Annotated in this window: 9 protein-coding genes; 4 read left to right on the top strand and 5 right to left on the bottom strand. The window is 73.5% G+C overall.

Translation table 11 applies throughout. The features are described 5' to 3' along the window. Window positions 1-58: 58 nt before the first annotated feature. Together ACZ6O2_RS03370 and ACZ6O2_RS03365 are read right to left on the bottom strand one after the other, a co-directional pair. Window positions 59-3,328, bottom strand: coding sequence for a S8 family serine peptidase (locus ACZ6O2_RS03370; protein ID WP_466021862.1), 3,270 nt, complete (start codon window positions 3,326-3,328; stop codon window positions 59-61). Window positions 3,329-3,488: 160 nt separating this feature from the next. Next, window positions 3,489-4,661 carry a DNA recombination protein RmuC gene (locus tag ACZ6O2_RS03365; RefSeq protein WP_350703394.1) on the bottom strand — a complete coding sequence of 391 codons (1,173 nt, stop codon included), beginning with the start codon at window positions 4,659-4,661 and terminating at the stop codon, window positions 3,489-3,491. A 53-nt stretch (window positions 4,662-4,714) separates the two neighbouring features. Here ACZ6O2_RS03365 and ACZ6O2_RS03360 point away from each other — a divergent pair, with 53 nt between their 5' ends. Then, the gene (locus tag ACZ6O2_RS03360) at window positions 4,715-5,476 is read left to right on the top strand and encodes a hypothetical protein (RefSeq protein ID WP_466021861.1); all 762 of its coding nucleotides are present in this window, start codon (window positions 4,715-4,717) and stop codon (window positions 5,474-5,476) included. Between the two features lie 75 nt (window positions 5,477-5,551). Here the strand turns inward: ACZ6O2_RS03360 and ppc are convergent, their stop codons facing one another. Beyond that, on the bottom strand, window positions 5,552-8,338 hold the full coding sequence (ppc, locus tag ACZ6O2_RS03355) for a phosphoenolpyruvate carboxylase (RefSeq protein WP_466021860.1): 2,787 nt from the start codon (window positions 8,336-8,338) through the stop codon (window positions 5,552-5,554). Window positions 8,339-8,442: 104 nt separating this feature from the next. Then, window positions 8,443-9,462 carry a hypothetical protein gene (locus tag ACZ6O2_RS03350; RefSeq protein ID WP_466021859.1) on the bottom strand — a complete coding sequence of 340 codons (1,020 nt, stop codon included), beginning with the start codon at window positions 9,460-9,462 and terminating at the stop codon, window positions 8,443-8,445. A gap of 83 nt (window positions 9,463-9,545) precedes the next feature. On the opposite strand from ACZ6O2_RS03350, the gene ACZ6O2_RS03345 reads away from it, so the two are divergent. Next, window positions 9,546-10,586, top strand: coding sequence for a S66 family peptidase (locus ACZ6O2_RS03345; protein WP_466021858.1), 1,041 nt, complete (start codon window positions 9,546-9,548; stop codon window positions 10,584-10,586). Beyond that, window positions 10,586-11,161, top strand: a complete 576-nt coding sequence (locus ACZ6O2_RS03340) for a hypothetical protein (protein WP_466021857.1) — start codon at window positions 10,586-10,588, stop codon at window positions 11,159-11,161. The genes ACZ6O2_RS03345 and ACZ6O2_RS03340 overlap by 1 nt, the downstream gene beginning before the upstream one ends. A 32-nt stretch (window positions 11,162-11,193) precedes the next feature. Here the strand turns inward: ACZ6O2_RS03340 and ACZ6O2_RS03335 are convergent, their stop codons facing one another. Beyond that, complete coding sequence (locus ACZ6O2_RS03335; protein ID WP_466021856.1) at window positions 11,194-12,279, bottom strand: cyclase family protein; 1,086 nt, start codon at window positions 12,277-12,279, stop codon at window positions 11,194-11,196. 232 nt (window positions 12,280-12,511) lie between these two features. Between ACZ6O2_RS03335 and mfd the strand changes: the two genes are divergently transcribed. Continuing rightward, a complete protein-coding gene (mfd, locus tag ACZ6O2_RS03330) occupies window positions 12,512-16,183 on the top strand; it encodes a transcription-repair coupling factor (RefSeq protein WP_466021855.1) in 3,672 nt (1,223 codons plus the stop codon). Window positions 16,184-16,216 lie beyond the last annotated feature (33 nt).

Here is a 16,216-nt window from a genome sequence, read left to right as displayed (position 1 = left end):
AACGGGCGGAGCCCGCCCCCGGGTGGGGGCGGGCTCCGGTGTTCCGGTGCGGGACGGGTCAGTTCACGGTGCCGATGGAGACGGCGCCGCGGCCGACGACCGCGCCCTCGGTGGTCACCACGGACAGCTCACCGAAGAGCGCCCGGCCGGCGGCCGGGGTCGCCTGGGCGGTCACCGTACCGGTCAGGGTGGCGGTGGCGCCGTTGGCGAGGGTGAGCGGGGTGGCCGACGCCGAGAGGTTGCCCAGCGCCGCCGCGGAGAACGAGTCACGGTAGTCGTAGGCGGTGCTGCCACCGGCGCCGTCGACCGCGTAGCCGTCGACGACCACCCGGTAGGTGCCCGCCGCCGGGTTGTTGATGGTCACGGCCTCCTCCGAGTCGCCGTCGGCGGCCCGGCCGACCTCCGTGGCACCACGGAAGACGAAGAGGTCGAGGTCGGATGCGGCGCTGGCCGGGTTGCCGATCCGGGCGGTGAAGCGGGTCGCCCCCGCCGGCACCTCCACGATGAACTCCTGCGTCGTGCCTTCGGTGATGGTCGGCCGCTCGGCGTGGACGCTGGAGAGCGGCCCGCCCTGGCCGGCCACCGCGACCGGGCCGAAGGTGTTGGTCAGCGACCAGGTCACCGGGGTCGCCGCACCGGCGGCGACCGACGGCAGCTCGATCACGGCCGGCTCGACCGCGACACCCTGCACCCGTGCCGTGAGCTGGTACGGGTTGTTCAGCGACGGCGAGGTCCGGCGGGACTCCACCTCGATCTCCCAGACCCCGGCGATCGGGTTCTGGTAGTCGCGCTCCTGCGGCTTGCAGGCGTTGGCGTCGGAGAAGTTGGTGTAGCAGGCGAGGCTGGAGGTGCTCTCCACCGGGACGCCGTACGGGTTGAACGCGATGAACCGCGTCTGCGAGCCGGTGGCGATGCCGGACAGGTTCACCTGGAGGGCACCGGCGCCCGGCGGCACCGTCACGAAGTACGAGGTGAAGCCGTTCCGCTCGACCGAGCCCTCGGCCGAGAAGGAGTAGTCAGGCTTCTGCACGTCGTTCGAGGCCACGACGACGGCGGAGACCTCGAAGTCGATGACCGAGGTGCGCGGGTCGTCGATCGTCATGATCGCGCCGTGCGCGCCGGAGGTGGCGGGCTTGGCGGTGACCGTGACGGTGACGGTCTCGTTCAGCGGGAGCGAGACGGTCTTCGGCGCCTTGAAGGTGCCGTCGTTGCCGCGCAGGCCCACCACGTGCTTCACGGTGCCGGCCGGCCCGCTGGTACGGGTGATTCCGACCTGGTAGGTCTTCAACTGGCCGACCTGGTGCCCGCCGTCGGCCGAGCCGCAACGGTTGTAGACGCCGGTGCCCCGGTTCGGGGTGCCGAGCTGACCGGAGAGCACGGTGCAGACCGGGGCGTCGGAGGTGTAGGAGCGGGTCTCCACGCCCTTGCGCAGCAGCTTCCACGCGCCCGCCACGTCGAACATGCCGTAGCCCTGGGCGTACGTCGGGACGTTCTTGATCGGCTTGGCCGACGAGTAGACGGCCCGGCGCAGCGCGGCCGGGGTGACGCCCTTGTCGGTCGCCTTGGCGGCCGACAGCAGCAGAGCGGCGGCGCCGGCGGCCTGCGGGGAGGCCATCGAGGTGCCGTTCAGCATCGCGTAGCCCGGGGGCAGCGGGTAGCCGGCCTCGGGGACCGGGTTGCCGAGCTGCCAGGTCGGCGCGGTGGAGATGGCGGAGCCGGGCGCGGTGATGCTCGGCTTGACGCCGCCGTCCTCGCGCGGGCCACGGGAGGAGAAGTTGAACAGCGCGTTCTTCTGCTCCACGACCGAGCCGTAGTTGGCCAGCCAGGTGTCCTTGCTGATGCTCGCCGCGACGCTGATCACGTTGGCGGCCACCGACGGGTCGCCGATGGTGTTCAGGCCCGGGCCGGAGTTGCCGGCCGAGATGATCATCTGCACGCCGTAGGTGGTGATCAGGGTGTTGTAGAGCTCGGCGCGGGCGTTGTTGCCGTCGTTCAGCGCCGGCAGGCCGCCGATCGACATGTTGATCACGTCGACCTTGCGGTTGATCACCAGGTCGGCCATGCCGGTGGTGAGGGCGGCGTACGTGCAGCCGCCACCCCACGAGCAGGCGCGGGCGGAGACGAGCTTGGCACCGGGCGCGGCACCGTCGAAGGCGCCGTTGCCGAGCATGTCGTTGGCGGCGGTGATGCCGGCGACGTGGGTGCCGTGGGTGCTCTCGACGATGCCGATGTTGACGTAGTCGACCAGGCCGGGGCCGCCGGCGGGAGCGGTGTCCACGTCCTCGCGGTACTCCACGACGAACGGCATCCGCTCGGCGACGGGGGTCGCCGGGTTGTCGGTGCCGAAGTGGCCGACGTCGAACTTCTCCTTGTACGGCCGCATCAGGGCGTCGTCGGTGAAGTCGTTGTTCTGGTTGGTGTCGACCCAGATGTTGTGGGTGGCCGGGTCGTAGAGGATGCCGAAGGCGTCGGTCCGGTCCCCGTCGCGGTTGACGTCACCGGCCGGGTCGCTGTTCGTGGTCACCGACTCGGCGAACCGGTTGAACCGGTAGGTGCCCGCCGGGGCCTTCCAGGTCGCGCCGGCCGCGGTGAACGACGGGCCGGTCACCTCGGTGATCATGGCGCGCCAGGTGGCGTCCTCGAACGGGTCCGTCGCGGTCACCCAGTCGACGATCTTCCGCTCGCCGGTGGTGGTCTGCTGCAGCGCCGGGTGACCGAGATCCACACCGGAGTCCATGATGCCGATCGTGACGCCGCGGCCGTCCCACTCCGGGTGCTGCTTCACGAACGAGACCGCGCCGGTCTCGTGCGTCGGCATGTACGGGTTGGCGGCCGGGGTGTCGGCGCCGGGGCCGGGCAGGGTCGCACCCTGCTTCGCCGCCTTCCTGCCGGCGGGGGCCACCTCGGGCGCCGGGTCGGGGAGCTGGATGGTCTCGTCCAGGTCCACAGCGGAGACGCCGGGCAGCGTGGCCGCCTTCACCACCTTCGAGGTGGGGACCTTGGCCAGGACGTAGCCGATGCTGTCGTACCGCTCGGTGACCGCGGCGCCGAGCGCCTTGAGGCCGGCGGCGACGTCCTTCGCCTCGCCCTTCTCGGTGGCGACGATCAGCGTGACGGTCGGGGCCTTCTTCGCTTCCGCCTCGGCGAGCAGCTTGGCGTCGTGCGAGCCAAGGGCCTCGACGGGGGTGACCTGCGAGGTGTCGGGGGCGGCGGTGGGCGCGGCGCTCGCGTTCGCGGCTCCGCCCGCGCCGGTCACGGCGCTGGCCGCCACGACCGACGCGAAGAGCGCGGCGGAGGTACGCCGGCTCAGATTTCGGGGTTTGCTCACGTTCTCTTTCCTCCAGAGAACAGGGCCCTCAGATGCAGGGCACACGTGACCAAATCCTTCGTGGTGGCGCAGGTGGTGTCACTACCGACGAGTTCGTTGTGACCACTTCGTGACGTGCGCAAATGCGCGTTGTCACATCGGAGGTGATAGGAATCGGCCGTCAGTCCAGTGTCGACCCGCCGGTCGGCGCGTCGGCCGTGTCCAGCAGCTCGGGCGCCTGCGGCTGGCGGGGGGCCAGCTCGACCTGCGCCGGGGCGGCCAGCTCCCCGTCGGAGACCCCCAGCTCGGCGAGCTTGCGGGCGCTGACCAGCACCCGGGCCTCCAGCGACCCCACCGCCCGGTTGTACGCGGTCACCGCCCCGCCCAGCGACGCGCCCAGCTTGCCGACGTGGTCGCCCAGCGTGGACAGTCGGCCGTACAGCTCGCGGGCCAGCGAGTGCACCGCCACCGCGTTGCGGGCCAGCGCCTCCTGCCGCCACGAGTAGGCGACGGTACGCAGCAGCGCCACCAGGGTGGCCGGCGTCGCCAGCACCACGTTGCGGGCGAACGCGTGCTCCAGCAGCGTCGGGTCGCGCTGCAACGCGACGTCGAGGAACGGGTCGGCCGGCACGAAGAGCACCACGAACTCCGGCGTGCTGTCGAACGCGGCCCAGTAGGACTTGGCGGCCAGCGCGTCGACGTGTGCCCGCAGGTGCCGCGCGTGCGCGTCGAGGTGGGTGTCGCGGCCCCGCTCGTCGCGGGCCTCCATCGCGGTCAGGTAGGCGTCGAAGGGCGCCTTGGCGTCCACCACCACCGACCGGCCCCCGTGCAGCCGGACCACCAGGTCGGGGCGGACCCCCTGGTGGTCGGTGGCGGCGGTGACCTGCTCGGAGAAGTCGCAGTGCTCCAGCATGCCGGCCGCCTCCACGACCCGGCGCAGCTGGTGCTCGCCCCAGCGGCCCCGCACCTGCGGCGCCCGCAGCGCCGCCACCAACTGCTTGGTCTCGGTGCGCAGCTCGCCGGAGACGGTGCTCATCGTGCGGACCTGTTCGCGCAGCTCGGCGTAGGCGTCGACCCGGTCCCGCTCCAGCTCGGCCACCCGTTGCTCGTATCGGCGCAGCGTCTCGTGCAGCGGGGCCACCGCCCGGGCGACGGCCTCCTGGGACTGCGCGGTGGCCTCGTAGCTGAGCGCCCGCATGGACTGCTCCAGCCGGCCCTCGCCCTCCCGGGTGGCCCGCAGCGTGGCGTCCAGCCGGGCGATGTCGGTGGCCGAGCGGGCCCGGGCGGCGTACCAACCCACCGCGCCTCCGGCGGCGAGGCAGACGACCACCACGGCCAGCGTCGAGAAGTCCACCACCGGAGCTTGCCAGACGCGTACGGCGGGACCGGCCCGGGTACGTTCGTGCCATGGAAATTCTGCTGGTGGTGATCCTGGCGGCGCTGCTGGTGGGCGCGTTCGTCTGGTGGCGGCGGGAGCGCGCAGCCCGGGAGGCGCGGAGCCTGGCCGACGTGCGGGCCGACGCCCAGCGTTGGTACGAGCGTCTGGGCGGACAGGTGATGAACCTGCACGGCGACCACCCGGCGGTCCGCCAGGCGCTGGTCGACGCGGGCGAGCGCTACAACGCGGCCGGCGGCCAGCTCGAACAGGCCCGGACCGTCCAGCAGTACCGCCTGGCCCGGGAGACCGCGCTGGAGGGGCTGACGTACGCGCGGGCCGCCCGGGTGGCGCTCGGCATCGACCCCGGCCCCGAGCTGCCCCCGCTGGCCGCCGCGCAGGGCGTCGGCGAGCTGACCCGGCCGCGGCAGGTCGACGTGCGGGGGCAGACGTTCAAGGCGGGCCCGCAGCCGGGCCGGGACACGCCCTACTACTACCCGGGCGGGCGCTACCAGGGCCGGCCGGTGCCGGCGGGCTGGTACTCCACGCCGTGGTGGAAGACCGCGCTGGGCGCGGGGGCGGGCGTGGTCGGCGGCCTGTTGATCGCCGACGCGCTCTTCTCGCCGGCCTTCGCCGACCCGGGCTACGGCTACGCGGCCGGCTACGAGGAGGGCTTCGGTGGCGGTGCCGACCAGGGCGGCGACTTCGGCGGCGACCAGGGCGGCGACTTCGGCGGCGGCGGCGACTTCGGTGGTGGCGATTTCGGCGGCGGCGATTTCGGCGGCGACTTCTGAGCGGCCGCCGGTCGTCGTGTCAGGAAGGGCCCCCTGCCACCCGGAGACCGGTGACAAGGGGCCCTTCCTGACACCTCAGCCGGTGTTGCGCATGCCGGCGGCGATGCCGTTGACCGTGGTGAGCAGGGCACGCTCCAGCGCCGTGCCGTCGCTCGGGGCCCGCCGGCCGCCCGGCGCGGTCGCCACCGCCCGGCCCGCCGCCCCGGACTCCCGGTACTGACGCAGCAGGGCGACCTGGAGGTGGTGCAGCGGCTCCAGGTAGGTGTCGCGGACGGCCAGGGTGCGCTGGAGCACCGGGGAGCTCTCCAGCAGGGCGGGCGAGGAGGTCACCGCCAGCACCTCCTGCTTGGTCAGCTCGTACTCCTGCTCGATCTTGTGGAAGATCGGGTGCAGCTTCTTCGGCACCAGCGTCTCGACGTACCGGCGGGCGATGCTCAGGTCGGTCTTGGTGAGCATCATCTCCACGTTGGACAGGAACGTGCGGAAGAAGTGCCAGTTGCGGTGCATCTCGGCCAGCACGTCCTCCAGCCCCGCCGCCCGCGCCGCGGCCAGCCCGGAGCCGACCCCGAACCAGCCGGGCACGATCTGCCGGGTCTGGGTCCAGCCGAACACCCACGGGATGGCGCGCAGGCCGCCGAGCCCGGCCCCGGTGTTGGGTCGCTTCGCCGGGCGGGAGCCGATGTTCAGCGCCCCGAGCAGCTCGGTCGGCGTGGACGCCCAGAAGTACGCGGGCAGGTCCGGGTCCTCGACCAGCGACCGGTACGACCGGAAGGCCGAGTCGGAGACCAGCTCCATCGTCGCGTCCCAGCGTTCCAGCATCTCGGCGGGCTGCCGGGGCGCGGTGTGCAGCAGCGTGGCCTGGAGCACCGCGGCCAGGGTCAGCTCCAGGTTCTCCCGGGCCAGCGACGGGAGCGAGTACTTGTCGGAGATGACCTCGCCCTGCTCGGTCACCTTGATCGCGCCGTCCAGCGTGCCGTACGGCTGGGCCAGGATCGCCTCGTGCGTCGGGCCGCCGCCGCGCCCGACCGTGCCGCCGCGGCCGTGGAAGAGGCGCAGGTGCACGCCGTGCCGGGCGGCCACGTCGCGCAGCGCGCGCTGGGCCCGGTGGATCGACCACTGGCTGGTGGTGATGCCGGCCTCCTTGTTCGAGTCGGAGTAGCCCAGCATCACCTCCTGCACGTCGCCCCGCGCGGCGACCAGCGCCCGGTAGGCCGGCAGGGACAGCAGCTCGTCGAGCAGCTCGCCGCCCGAGTTCAGCTCGCTCGGCGTCTCCAGCAGCGGCACGAACCCGATCCGGGACCGGCCGCTGTGCACGTCGACCAGGCCGGCCTCGCGGGCCAGCACCACCGCGGCGAGCACGTCGTCCACCCCGAGGGTCATCGAGATGATGTACGACTCGATGACCTCCGCGCCGAACCGGTCCTGCGCCTCGCGGATGGTGCCGAAGACGTCGAACGTCTTGCGCGTCGCCTCGGTCAGCGGCGTGTCCAGCGTGGACAGGGGGCGGCGGCCGGCCAGCTCGTCGGCGAGCAGCTTCGTCCGCTCGAGGCGGCTCAGCGCGGGGTAGTCGGAGACCTCGCCGACGGCCGCGTAGAGCTGGGCCAGCACCGCGTGGTGGGCCTCGGCGTGCTCCCGCACGTCCATCGTCGCCAGGTGCAGCCCGAACGCGGAGACCGTACGGATGGTGGAGGCGAGCCGGCCCACGGCGGTGAGCTGGCCGGAGTTGCGGGCCAGCGAGGCGCGCAGCAGCTCCAGGTCGGCGATCAGCTCGGCCGAGCCGCGGTAGTCCCGGCCGGGCGCGTGCGCGGTGCCCTGCCGCAGCCGCTGCCGGGTGTTGGCCAGCTTCGCCTTCACGCAGCGGGCCTTGAGCCGGTAGGGCTCCTCGGCGTTGACCCGGCGGAACCGGGGCGCCACCTCGGGCAGCGCGTCCAGGTCGGCGGCGAGGCTGGCGGAGAGGTCCAGCGACACCCCGCGCAACCGCCGGGACACCGACACCTCGTTGATCAGGTGGTCCATCGCCTTCTCGGTGGCCTCGATGCCGTGCTCGTGCTGGATGGTCAGCACCTCGCGGGTCACGGTCGGGGTGACGAACGGGTTGCCGTCGCGGTCGCCGCCGATCCAGGTGCCGAAGGTCAGCGGCCGGGCGGTCGGGGAGGTCTCCACGCCGAGGGCGCGCAGCGTGTCGGCGAGGTCGTCGAGCACCTGCGGCGCCGCCTCGGCGTAGAGGTCGCGCAGGTAGTAGATGGCGTTGCGGGCCTCGTCGGTCGGGTCGGGCCGGTCCAGCCGCAGCTCGTCGGTCTGCCACATCAGGTCGAGCAGTTCGGCGAGGCGGCGGTTGGCCGGGCCCTCGTCGCTGGCGCCGTAGAGGATCGCGTTGGCGGTCTCGGTGTCCAGCTCGTCGGCGATCGCGCGCAGCTTGGACAGGATCGACCGGCGGGCCGCCTCGGTCGGGTGGGCGGTGAAGACCGGGCGTACCGCCAGCCGCCGGGCCGCCGCGGCGATCTCCTCGGCCGGCACCCCGCGCTCGGCGATCATCTTGGCCGCCTGGTCCAGCCAGCCGCCCTGGACGGCCCGGCGGCGGCGCAGGTCGCGGGCCCGGTGCACCTGCTCGGTGATGTTGGCCAGGTGGAAGTAGGTGGAGAAGGCGCGGGCCAGCTTGGTGCCGGTGGTGACGTCGAGGCCGGCGAGACGCCGGGCGGCGCTCGGGGCGTCGGAGCGGACCAGCGCGCGGATCTCCTCGACCAGGTCGAGCAGCGGTCGACCCTCCTGGCGGGCGAGGGTCTGCCCGAGCAGGGTGCCGAGGCGGCGGATGTCGGCTCGCAACGCGGCGTCGGGGCCGTCGTGGTCGTGCTGGTCGCTCACGGGGCGCTCCTTACGTGAGTACGAAGGACAGCGCTGTCCGATCCCCTGGATCGTATCCACGACGACCCCGCCGTCAGGAGGGGGTCCCGGTTTCGTCCCATTCCTCAGTCCGTTGGGGACGCGGGGCGCCCGGCGTGGCGGGGCGCCGCCCGCCGGCCCCGGACCATGCTGGCGGTGAGCAGCCCGGCCGCGCCGAGGACGCACCACAGGGCGAGCCCGGTCACGGCCCAGCCGGTCGACCGGCGGTCGAAGTAGACGACGGACTTCAGCAGGTCGGTGGCCAGCCCCGGCACGTTCCACCGGTGCATTCCGCGCAGCCAGGTGGGGAGGAACTCGGGGGCGTAGATGCCGCCGGAGCCCGGGTTGCCGAGCACCACCAGCAGCAGGATCACCAGCCCGGTGCCGAGCAGCCCCAGCCAGCCCTGCACGGCGGAGGCGACCATCGCCGCCGCGAACACCGCCAGCGCCCCGGTGGCGGCGACGCCCACCAGGTCGTGGTCCCAGACGTCGAGGACCGGGCCGACCACGACCGCGCCGAGGGCCCCGAGCACCAGGCTGTACGCCGCCAGCGCGGCGATCCGCAGCCCGGCGCGGCGTGGTCCGCGCGGCGCGGTGCCGTTGCCGAGGCCGAGGACGGTGGAGGCGAGGTAGCCGCCGAGGACGTACCCGACGGCCAGGTAGAACGGGACCAGCCCGCGGGGGTCGGTCCCGGCCACCGGCACCTCGTCGGTCACCCGTAGCGGGAGTTCGGCCTGCCGCGCGGCGGTGGAGAGCACCTGCACGACGACGTCGGCCGCGGCGGGCGCGGCGGCGCTGGCGGTGGTCAGGGTCAGCCCGCCCTCGGCCGTGGCGGCGAGCACGCCGTACACCTCGCGGGTGGTCAGGCCGTCGTCGGCGGCGCCCGGGTCGTCGTACTCGACGGGTTTGATCTTGTCGGTCTGGTTGCGCACGGCGTCGAGGAGGGCCTGCGCCTTCTGGTCGCCGCGCACCACCCCGACGGGCACGTCGCGCGGGGTCGGCTGGTGCAGCGCGCCGACGTAGGCGGCGATGAACGCGGTGGCGAGCGCGAGGGTGCCGAGCAGCAGCCCCACGGTCCGCAGCCGGTTGCGCGCCTCCTCGTCCACGCCGCCAGCCTAGGGCGGCTTTCGGGGCTTTCGTCGTGGTTATCCGGGCGGAAACCGTTCGACTGACCCGATAGCGTCCGATCATGACGTCGCCGAACTATCCCCCGAAGCCCCGCCCCGGCGACCGGGTCGCGGTCGTCTCGCCCTCCGCCGGCCTGCCCGCGATCTTCCCCCACGTGTACGAGCTGGGGCTGCGCCGGCTGCGCGAGGAGTTCGGCCTGGAGCCGGTGGAGTACCCGACGACCCGGGTGATGGGGGCCGACCCACGCGATCGGGCGCGGGACCTGACCGCCGCCTTCGCCGACCCGACGGTCACCGCGGTGCTCGCCACGATCGGCGGGGACGACCTGATCACGGTCACCCCGCACCTGGACGACGCCGTGCTGCGGGCCAACCCGAAGCCGTACTTCGGGTACTCCGACAACACGAACGTGCTCAACCACCTGCACCGGCTGGGGATCGTGGCGTACCACGGCGGGTCGGTGCTGGTGCACCTCGGCCGCCCCGGCAGGCCGCACCCGCTGACGTTCGACTCGCTGCGCGCCGCCCTCTTCACCTCCGGCTGGTACGACCTGACCCCCGCGCCGGAGTGGGGCGACCGGCCGAACGACTGGCAGGACCCGGCGACGCTGGCCCACGAGCCGGAGATGCTGCCGGGGGAGGGCTGGCGCTGGCAGGGGCCGACGACCGTGGTCGAGGGGCGCACCTGGGGCGGCAACCTGGAGATCCTGCACTGGCTGATGGCCGCCGACCGGGTCCCGTCGGCCGGGGAGCTGGCCGGGTCGGTGCTGATCGTCGAGACGTCGGAGGAGATGCCCTCGGCCGCCGAGGTGTTCCGGATCCTGCGCAACATGGGGGAGCGGGGCCTGCTCGCCGCGTTCCCGGCGGTGCTCGTCGGCCGGGCGAAGGCGTGGGACTTCGAGCGGCCGCACTCCGTGCCCCAGCGGCGGGAGTGGGCCGACGCCCAGCGGGAGGCGGTCACCCGGGCGCTCGCCGCCTACCACCCGGACGCGGTGGTGGTGTTCGACGTCGACCTCGGCCACACCGACCCGCAGTTGATCGTCCCGTACGGCGGCGAGATCCGGGTGGACGCGGTCGAGCGCCGGATCTCGGTGCGCTACTGATGAGCGACTCGCGGGCGTACCCGATCCTGCGTACGCCGGACGTGGACCGGGCGCTGCACGCCGTCGGTCACCTGCTGAACGTCGCCGACCTGCGGAACACCGAGGTGGAGCTGTGGGCGCGTACCGGGCGGCACTCAGGCCTGCCGCGCTACCTCGATGCGTACGGCCACTGGCTGGGGGCTGGCGGGGAGGACCGGATGTGGGTGGACCGGGCCAGTGAGAAGGAGACCGGGCCGCAGGACCCGGCCGATCCGTTGGTCGACGTCGATGTGCAGGTGCGCGGGCTCGGCCTGGTGGAGGGGCGACTGGCGGAGACCGTCGGGCCGGACCAGGCGCACGTGCAGTGGTTGCTCAACGGCTGGCCGGCGGTGTCCTGCCTCGACCTGGGGTGGCAGGTCAAGCACGCGCACGTCCAGGTGGTCTTCAACGCCTCCGACATCTGGGCGACCGAGCCGGCCGACAGGCATACGGTTTTCGTGCACGTCGGCGGTCGTGAGGGGGAGGCCGAGCGCGCCGAGTGGCTGGCCCGCCGTGCCGGGCTCACCGTGATCGGCCCCGTTCAGTACGGCTTCTGATCGGTCCCCACGTCGGTGGGCAGGGTGAGCTGTCAGGTGTTCCGTCGCGAACGAAGACGCCCGCACCCCGCCGACCTTCGATCAGCCCCCCTCTGCCTCCGCGACATCCGGTGATGGGGTGCGGCTCTTGGCCCGGTTCCGCGCGGACGGACTGGACCGCACTCCGGAGCGAGGCCGCCCGCCCGCGTGGGCCGGGTCGAGGTCAGGCGTCGAGTACGGCGAAGGCGCGGACCGGGAAGGGTGCCCATGCCGGCCACCCGCGGCGGGGCCGCCGTGAACCGGAGACCCTCCGGGGGCAGCGCGTCGAGGCCGGTCAGGTGCTCCACGATCGGGACGCCGGCGGCCAGCAGCGTGCTGTGCGCCGGGCGCTCGCCGGCGGCGGCCGGGCTCATGTCGTCGATGTTGATCGAGTCGATGCCGACCAGGGCGGCGCCCGCCTCGACCAGGCTCCGGGCGCCGTCCCCGGTGAGGTGGGGCGCCTCCGGCGCGCCGTACCGGTCGGTGCCGAAGTGCGCGTCCCAGCCGGTGTGCAGCAGCACCGCCCGCCCGGCGACGTCGTACGGGGCCAGCAGCAGCCGGTCGATCGCGCGGGTGCCGGCCGGCACCCGGACCACGATCCCGGGCAGGTCGGCGAGGCGGTCCAGCGGCGTGCCGGCGAGGTCCGCGCCCTCGGCGTAGCGGTGCGCGGGAGTGTCCAGGTACGTGCCGGTGTTCGCGATCATGTCGATGCGGGCCACCTGGAACTCCGTGCCCGGCGCGTAGTTCGCCCGGGACGCCTCGAGCGTCAGCCAGTCGCCGATCCGCGGCGCCGGCCAGCCCGGCAGGGTGACCATCCCGTCGGTGATGACGTGACTCAGCTCGACCAGCCGCCGGCCACCGCCGCTGGCCTCTCCGACCACACCCCGGCCGCCCTTGTGCGGCTCCTCGATGATCGTCTTCCCGCTGATCCGCACCTCGGCCACCATCAGCAGCCCGAGGTGCCGGACGAACAGCGCCGCCAACTCGTCGTCGCCGATCTCCCGGCCGGGGATGTCGAGCCGGAACCCGTCGGTCCGCAGCCCGCCGCCGTTGGCGAAGGTGACCTCCGCGTCGAACTGTGCCCGCCACTGCCCACTCATGATCGAAGCCGACCACGCCGGCGTCGCCCCGGTCAAGATCCGGTCCCGCCCGGGGCCGGCCCGGGCGGGATCCGGGTTCCGCGCCACGCGCCCCCGTCGGCTCTGGGCGAGATTGTCCCCGCCGCGAGATAGGCTGGCGGGCGTGCACCCCCCGTCCCGACGGACGCGGGGCTTCTGTCGTGCTGCGGCGCTGCCGCGTGCCGAGCCGGCGATCCCACGGGAAGTGATTGACATGCTCACCGGTCTGTTCTCCGCCGCCCTGGCCGACCCCGGGCTGGCCCGGGCACGTGACCTGGCGCGCTCCGGTGCCGCGCAGGTCGACGGCCTCGACATCACCGCGCCGCCCGCGCTGCGCCCGTTCGCGGTCGCCGCGGTCGCGGCGGACCCGGCCGGCGACGGGGCGGGTGGCGGTGCCCGAGGCGGGGCGGGTGGCGGCGCGGGCCGCCCCGTGCTCGCCGTGACCGCCACCACGCGGGAGGCCGACGACCTGGCCTCGGCGCTGGGCGCCCTGCTCCCGCCCGATCAGGTGGCGGTCTTCCCGTCCTGGGAGACGCTGCCGCACGAGCGCCTGTCGCCCCGCTCCGACACGGTCGGCCGGCGGCTGGCCGTGCTGCGCCGGCTCGCGCACCCGGGGTCGGCCGACGCGCACGGCCGCACCGGCCCGCTGCGGGTGGTCGTGGCACCCGTCCGGTCGCTGCTCCAGCCGCAGCTCAAGGGGCTCGGCGACCTGGAACCCGTGCAGCTCGCCGCCGGCCAGGAGGCCGACCTGGAGGAGGTCGCCCGCCGGCTGACCGACATGGCGTACGCGCGGGTCGACCTGGTCACCAAGCGGGGCGAGTTCGCCGTACGCGGTGGCATCCTCGACATCTTCCCGCCCACCGACGAGCACCCGTCCCGGGTCGAGTTCTGGGGCGACGAGGTGGAGGAGATCCGCACCTTCGCCGTCGCCGACCAGCGGACCATCGAGCAGGTGCCGCAGCTCTGGGCGCCGCCCTGCCGGGAGCTGCTGCTCACGCCGTCGGTGCGGAAGCGGGCCGCGGCGCTGGCCGAGGAGCACCCGGAGCTGGCCGAGATCCTCGACAAGCTGGCCGAGGGCATCCCCGTCGAGGGGATGGAGTCCCTCGCCCCGGCGCTGATCGGCGCCGACTCGATGGAGCTGCTGCTGGACTGCATGCCGGCCGGCACCCACGTGCTGCTGTGCGACCCGGAGCGGATCCGCACCCGGGCGCACGACCTGGTGCGTACCTCCGAGGAGTTCCTCCAGGCGAGCTGGGCGGCGGCCGCCGTCGGCGGGCAGGCCCCGGTGGACCTCGGCGCCGCCGCCTTCCGGACCCTGGCGGACGTCCGCGCCGCCGCCGCGCGGCTGCGCCGGCCCTGGTGGACGTTGTCGCCGTTCGGCCTGGCCGAGGCGGAGGGCGCCCCGGCGCGGGAGCCCTGGGAGGACGAGCCGGGCGAGGTGGACGTCACCCCCGACGACGCGATCGCGGTGACCCTGGCGGCGCAGCCGGCCCCGCTCTACCACGGCGAGACCGCCCGGGTCGTCGACGACCTGAAGCGCTGGGCCGGCGAGGGCTGGTCGATCGCGCTGGTCTTCGAGGGGCACGGCCCCGCCCAGCGGGCGGTCGAGGTGCTCCGCGACGCCGGCCTCGGCGCGCGGCTGACCGAGGAGATCCCGGCCGCCCCCGCCCCCGGCGAGCTGCTGGTCAGCTGCGGCAACCTGGCCAGCGGCTTCGTCGACGAGGCGTCCCGGTTCGTACTGCTCACCGGCAACGACGTCACCGGCGGGCGGGGCACCTCCACGCGGGACATGCGCAGGATGCCGAGCCGGCGGCGCAACACCATCGACCCGCTGGAGCTGAAGGCCGGCGACCACGTCGTGCACGAGCAGCACGGCATCGGCCGCTACGTCGAGCTGGTGCAGCGCACCGTCAACGGCGCGTCCCGGGAATACCTGGTCATCGAGTACGCCCCGAGCAAGCGCGGCCAGCCCGGCGACCGGCTCTTCGTCCCCACCGACCAGCTCGACCAGCTCTCCCGCTACGTGGGCGGCGAGCAGCCCGCCCTGCACAAGATGGGCGGCTCGGACTGGCAGAAGTCCAAGGCCCGGGCCCGCAAGGCGGTCAAGGAGATCGCCGCGCAGCTCATCCAGCTCTACGCCGCCCGCAAGGCGTCCAAGGGGCACAACTTCGGCCCCGACACGCCGTGGCAGCGGGAGCTGGAGGACGCCTTCCCGTGGCAGGAGACGCCGGACCAGCTCGCGGCGATCGAAGAGGTCAAGCGGGACATGGAGCAGACCGTCCCGATGGACCGGCTGATCTGCGGCGACGTCGGCTACGGCAAGACGGAGATCGCCGTCCGGGCGGCGTTCAAGGCGGTGCAGGACGGCAAGCAGGTGGCGGTGCTCGTGCCCACCACGCTGCTGGTGCAGCAGCACTACAACACCTTCGCCGAGCGGATGAGCCAGTTCCCGGTGACGATCAGGCAGCTCTCCCGCTTCCAGACGCCCAAGGAGGCCGAGCAGGCCCTGGCGATGGCCGCCGAGGGCACCGCCGACATCGTCATCGGCACCCACCGGCTGCTCCAGGCGGCCACCCGGTTCAAGTCGCTCGGCCTGGTCATCGTCGACGAGGAGCAGCGCTTCGGCGTCGAGCACAAGGAGCACCTGAAGACGATGCGCGCCTCGGTCGACGTGCTGAGCATGTCGGCCACCCCGATCCCGCGCACCCTGGAGATGGCGATCACCGGCATCCGGGAGATGTCCACCATCGCCACCCCGCCCGAGGAGCGGCACCCGGTGCTGACCTTCGTCGGGGCGTACGACGAGCGGCAGGTGGCCGCCTCCATCCACCGCGAGCTGCTCCGCGACGGGCAGGTCTTCTACCTGCACAACCGGGTCGAGTCGATCGAGAAGGCGGCCCGGAAGCTCCGCGAGCTGGTGCCCGAGGCCCGGGTGGCGGTGGCGCACGGCCAGATGAGCGAGGAGGCGCTCGAGAAGGTGATGGTCGGCTTCTGGGAGAAGGAGTTCGACGTCCTGGTCTGCACCACGATCGTGGAGTCCGGCATCGACATCCCGAACGCCAACACCCTGATCGTGGAGCGCGCCGACCTGCTCGGCCTGGCCCAGCTGCACCAGATCCGCGGCCGGGTCGGCCGGGGCCGGGAACGGGCGTACGCGTACTTCCTCTACCCGCCGGAGAAGCCGCTGACCGAGCACGCCCACGAGCGGCTGGCCACCATCGCCCAGCACACCGAGCTGGGCGCCGGCATGTACGTGGCGATGAAGGACCTGGAGATCCGGGGCGCCGGCAACCTGCTCGGCGGCGAGCAGTCCGGGCACATCGAGGGCGTCGGCTTCGACCTGTACGTGCGGATGGTCGGCGAGGCGGTGCAGGCGTTCAAGGGGGAGCGCCCGGAGGAGGAGACCGAGGTCAAGGTCGACCTGCCGGTCGACGCGCACCTGCCGCACGACTACGTCGGCGTGGAGCGGCTGCGCCTGGAGATGTACCGCAAGCTCGCCGAGGCGCGCGACGAGGAGCGGCTGCGCGAGGTGGTCGCCGAGATGACCGACCGGTACGGCGAGCCGCCCGCCCCGGTGCAGAACCTGGTCGCGGTGGCGCGGTTCCGGCTGCTGGCCCGCCGCTACGGCCTCACCGACGTCTCCATGCAGGGCAAGCACATCCGGTTCGGTCCGCTGCCGCTGCCCGACTCGAAGCAGCTGCGGCTCAAGCGCTACCACCCGGACTCGGTCTACAAGTCGGCGCTCGACCAGGTCAGCGTGCCCCGGCCGAGCACCCGGCGGATCGGCGGCGAGCCGTTGCGCGACCAGGCCCTCCTGGAGTGGTGCGCCCAGCTCCTCTCCGACGTGCTGGGCGAGCCGGCGCTCGTGGCCACGCCGGCCCGCTGACCCCGCTCGTCGATCATGAGGTTGTCGCCTCGA

This window comes from Micromonospora sp. NPDC048040, assembly GCF_055587185.1.
The sequence above is the reverse complement of the archived record's forward strand: the minus strand, read 5'-3'. Positions and strand labels throughout refer to the sequence as shown.